The sequence below is a fragment of the Dietzia sp. Cai40 genome, assembly GCF_014145165.1.
Lineage (GTDB): Bacteria > Actinomycetota > Actinomycetes > Mycobacteriales > Mycobacteriaceae > Dietzia > Dietzia natronolimnaea.
This window is the reverse complement of record NZ_JAALEB010000286.1, coordinates 1-3,855: the sequence shown is the minus strand read 5'-3', so window position 1 is coordinate 3,855 and position 3,855 is coordinate 1. Positions and strand designations below refer to the sequence as shown.

3 protein-coding genes are annotated in these 3,855 nt (G+C 71.4%); all 3 read left to right on the top strand.

The window, feature by feature from the left end:
- The first annotated feature begins 61 nt into the window (after positions 1-61).
- Positions 62-1,504, top strand: coding sequence for an FtsW/RodA/SpoVE family cell cycle protein (locus G6022_RS11305; protein WP_182610726.1), 1,443 nt, complete (start codon positions 62-64; stop codon positions 1,502-1,504).
- Positions 1,505-1,511: 7 nt separating this feature from the next.
- Positions 1,512-2,984 carry a penicillin-binding protein 2 gene (locus tag G6022_RS11300; RefSeq protein ID WP_182616176.1) on the top strand — a complete coding sequence of 491 codons (1,473 nt, stop codon included), beginning with the start codon at positions 1,512-1,514 and terminating at the stop codon, positions 2,982-2,984.
- The coding region (locus G6022_RS11295; protein ID WP_182691588.1) for a serine/threonine-protein kinase at positions 2,981-3,855 on the top strand (875 nt) is incomplete at its 3' end. The genes G6022_RS11300 and G6022_RS11295, both read left to right, overlap by 4 nt.

The window sequence follows — 3,855 nt, the reverse complement described above, 5'->3', positions numbered from 1 at the left end:
CACACCCCCGCCCGCCCCGGCCCCCGTGCCGGGAGTCGACTGCCGGGCGGTGAGCTGACCCGTGGCCGCCCCCGTACCCGGAACGCAGGCGGCTCCGGCCCCGCCCCGCCGCGGCAAGGAGCTCGTCCTGCTGGTCGCCGCCTCGGTGATCGTCGGATTCGCACTGCTGCTGGTCCAGCTGGCCCAGGAGCAGGAACTCAGCCTCACACTGCTCTGGCTCACCCTCGCCTACCTCGGTCTGTGCGGCGGCGCCCACCTGCTGATCCGGTGGTTGGCCCCCTTCTCGGACCCGGTGCTCCTGCCGGCCGTCGCCCTGCTCAACGGCCTGGGCCTGGTGCTGATCTACCGCCTCGACCTGGCGTACGCGGCGCGCGCCGTGGCCAACGGCACCGACCCGCCGGGGATGGACGTCACCCGGCAGCTGCTGTGGACCCTCATCGGGCTGGCCTTCATGGCGGCCGTGTTGTACTTCCTCCGGGACCACCGGGTGCTGTCCCGGTACGGCTACACCATGGGTTTCGCCGGCCTGGTGTTGCTGGCGATCCCGGCGGTGCTGCCCGCCCGGTTCTCCGAGATCAACGGCGCCAAGAACTGGATCATCCTGCCCGGCTTCACCATCCAGCCCGGCGAGTTCGCCAAGATCCTGCTCATCATCTTCTTCGCCTCGATCCTGGTCGAGAAGCGGGAGCTGTTCACCAGCGCCGGTCGGCGGATCCTCGGCGTGGACCTGCCCCGCGGGCGTGACCTCGGGCCGATCATCGTGGCGTGGTTCCTGTCCCTGGGCGTGCTGGTGTTCAACACGGACCTCGGCATGGCGCTCCTGCTCTTCGCCACCGTGCTCACCATGCTCTACGTGGCCACGGAGCGCGTCAGCTGGTTGCTCATCGGCGTGGTGCTGGTGGGTATCGGTGGCGTGCTGGCCTACGCCCTCTTCGGGCACGTGCGGGTGCGGTTCCAGATCTGGCAGGACCCCTTCGCCTACTTCGACACCGGCGGTTATCAGAGCTCGCAGGCACTGTTCGGTCTCGCCTCCGGCGGCATGGGCGGCACCGGACTCGGCAACGGGCGGCCGGACCAGGTGCCGTTCGCGGGCACCGACTTCATCACCTCCACGATCGGCGAGGAACTGGGCCTGATCGGCCTCGCCGCCGTGCTGATGATCTACACGATCATCGTCCTGCGCGGGATCCGCGTGGGTCTGACCATCAGGGACAGCTTCGGCAAACTCGTCGCCGTCGGCCTGGCCTTCACCGTGGCCATCCAGGTGTTCGTGGTGGTCGGCGGGGTCTCCACCCTCATCCCGCTCACCGGGCTCACCCTGCCCTTCATGGCCTACGGCGGGTCGAGCCTGCTCGCCAACTACGCCCTGCTGGCCATCCTGCTCCGGTTGTCGGACGACGCCCGGCGGCCGCTGCCGACCCCGCGTCAGACACCCGCGCTCGCCGAGGCCGCCACGGGCATGATGCGGACCCCGCTGCTGGCCCGCGTCCGGAAGTCCGGGTGAGCGCCGCGTGAACGCCGCCATCCGCAGGATCGCGATCGCCGCCATCGTCATGGTGGTCGCGCTGCTCCTCCAGCTCACCTGGGTGCAGGTCTTCCGCGCCGACGACCTGCGCGCCGACCCCCGCAACACCCGGATGCTGCTCGACGAGTACTCCCGCCAGCGCGGGCAGATCACCGCCGGCGGCCGGGTGCTGGCCATGTCGGTCCCCTCCGAGGGCAGGTACGAGTTCGAGCGCACCTATCCCACCGGTCCGACCGCGTTCGGCCCGACGGTCGGGTACTACTCCCTGCAGTTCGCCACCTCGGGGATCGAACAGTCCCAGGACGCGTTCCTCAACGGGTCCGACCCGCGGCTGCTCTCCCAGCGCATCTCGGGGCTCATCTCCGGGCGCACCCCCCAGGGCGGTTCGGTGGAGCTGACGCTCGACCCCGTCGCCCAGGAGGTCGCCTACGCGGCGCTGCAGCGGGGCGCGGGCCAGGGACCCTTCGTGGGTTCCGTGGCGGCGGTCCGACCCTCCACCGGCGAGGTCCTGGCGCTGGCCTCCAGCCCGTCCTTCGATCCCAACGCCCTGTCCAGCCAGGAGCAGACCGTCCGCACGCAGGAGATGGCGCGGATCGAGCAGAGCCCCGACCGGCCGCTGCTCAACCACGCCACCCAGCAGTCCCTGCCTCCCGGGTCCACCATGAAGGTCATCACCACCGCCGCCGCCCTCGAGTCCGGGATGGGACCGGAGACCCCGGTCTCCGGCGCGGACCGCACCCTGCTGCCCGGGACCTCCACGTTCCTGCAGAACTACGCCGGCCAGGCCTGCGGGGGCGGCACCGTGACCCTCCGCACCGCGTTCGAGCTCTCCTGCAACGTGCCCTTCGTGGAGCTCAGCCAGGAGATCGGTGCCGACGCGTTCACCGAGATGGCCGAGCGCTTCGGTGTGGACGGCGGTGAGCCGGACGAGCTCGGGATCCCCGCGGCGCCGTCCGGGCTCGGCCAGATGGAGGACGCCGCCCAGCTCGCCATGAGCTCGATCGGTCAGAGCGATGTCCGCATGACCACGCTGCAGAACGCCATGGTGGCCGCGACCGTGTCCAACGGCGGGGTGCGTATGCAGCCGAAGCTGATCCGTTCGCTCACGGCGCCGGACCTCTCCGTGGTGCAGGGGTTCACCCCCGAGGACGCCGGACGCGCCCTCACCGACGAGCAGGCCGGCACCCTCACCGAGCTCATGGAGGGCGCGGAGCGCAACGCCGGGGGCGGCCTGCCCGGGGTGACCATCGCCTCCAAGACCGGCACCGCGGAGCACGGCGTGGACGCCGCGGAGTCCGTCCCCTACACCTGGTACATCGCGTTCGTACCCGGGCAGGACGTGGCCGTGGCCGTGGCGATCGAATCCGGGCCGGGCGTCACCCGCGACACGGTGGGCTCCACCTACGCCGCACCCATCGGGCGCGAGGTCCTCGGTGCCCTCCTCGGGGGAGCCGGATGAGCCTCAACTCCGGAGCGCTCCTGTCCGGCCGGTACCGCCTGTTGCGCCTGATCGCCACGGGCGGGATGGGTCAGGTCTGGGAGGCCGCCGACGCGGTGCTGGACCGGCACGTGGCGGTCAAGGTGCTCAAGGCCGAGTTCTCCTCCGACCAGGAGTTCGTGGAGCGGTTCCGATCCGAGGCCAAGGTGACGGCGCGGATCTCCCACCCGGGGATCGCGACGGTCTACGACTACGGCCAGATCGACGACCCGGCCTCGGGCAGTCCACTGTCCTACCTGGTCATGGAGCTCGTGGTGGGCGAGCCGCTGTCCGACGTCCTGTCCCGCGAGGGGTCGCTCCCGCTGCGCCACACGCTCGACATGCTCGAGCAGACCGGTCGCGCACTCAACGCCGCACACGCGATCGGGTTGGTGCACCGGGACGTCAAGCCGGGCAACATCCTCATCACGCCCTCCGGGCAGGTCAAGCTCACCGACTTCGGCATCGCCAAGTCGATGGGGTCCGCGGCGGTCACGCAGGCCGGGATGGTCGTGGGCACCGCCCAGTACATCGCCCCCGAGCAGGCCATGGGCCACGAGACCACCCCGGCCGGGGACGTGTACTCGCTCGGCGTGGTGGGGTACGAGTGCGTCTCCGGGCGCAGGCCGTTCGTGGCCGACTCGCCGGTGAGCGTGGCGATGATGCACGTCCGGGAGACGCCGCCCCCGCTGCCCGACTCGGTGCCGCCGCCGGTCCGCAGGCTCCTCGCCGACGCCATGGTCAAGGATCCGACTCGTCGGTACCCGGACGGCGAGGCCTTCGCCGAGGCGGTGGCCGACGTGCGCGCCGGTCGCGATCCCCGACCGCCGGGGGCGTTCGTCGCCGCCGCCGC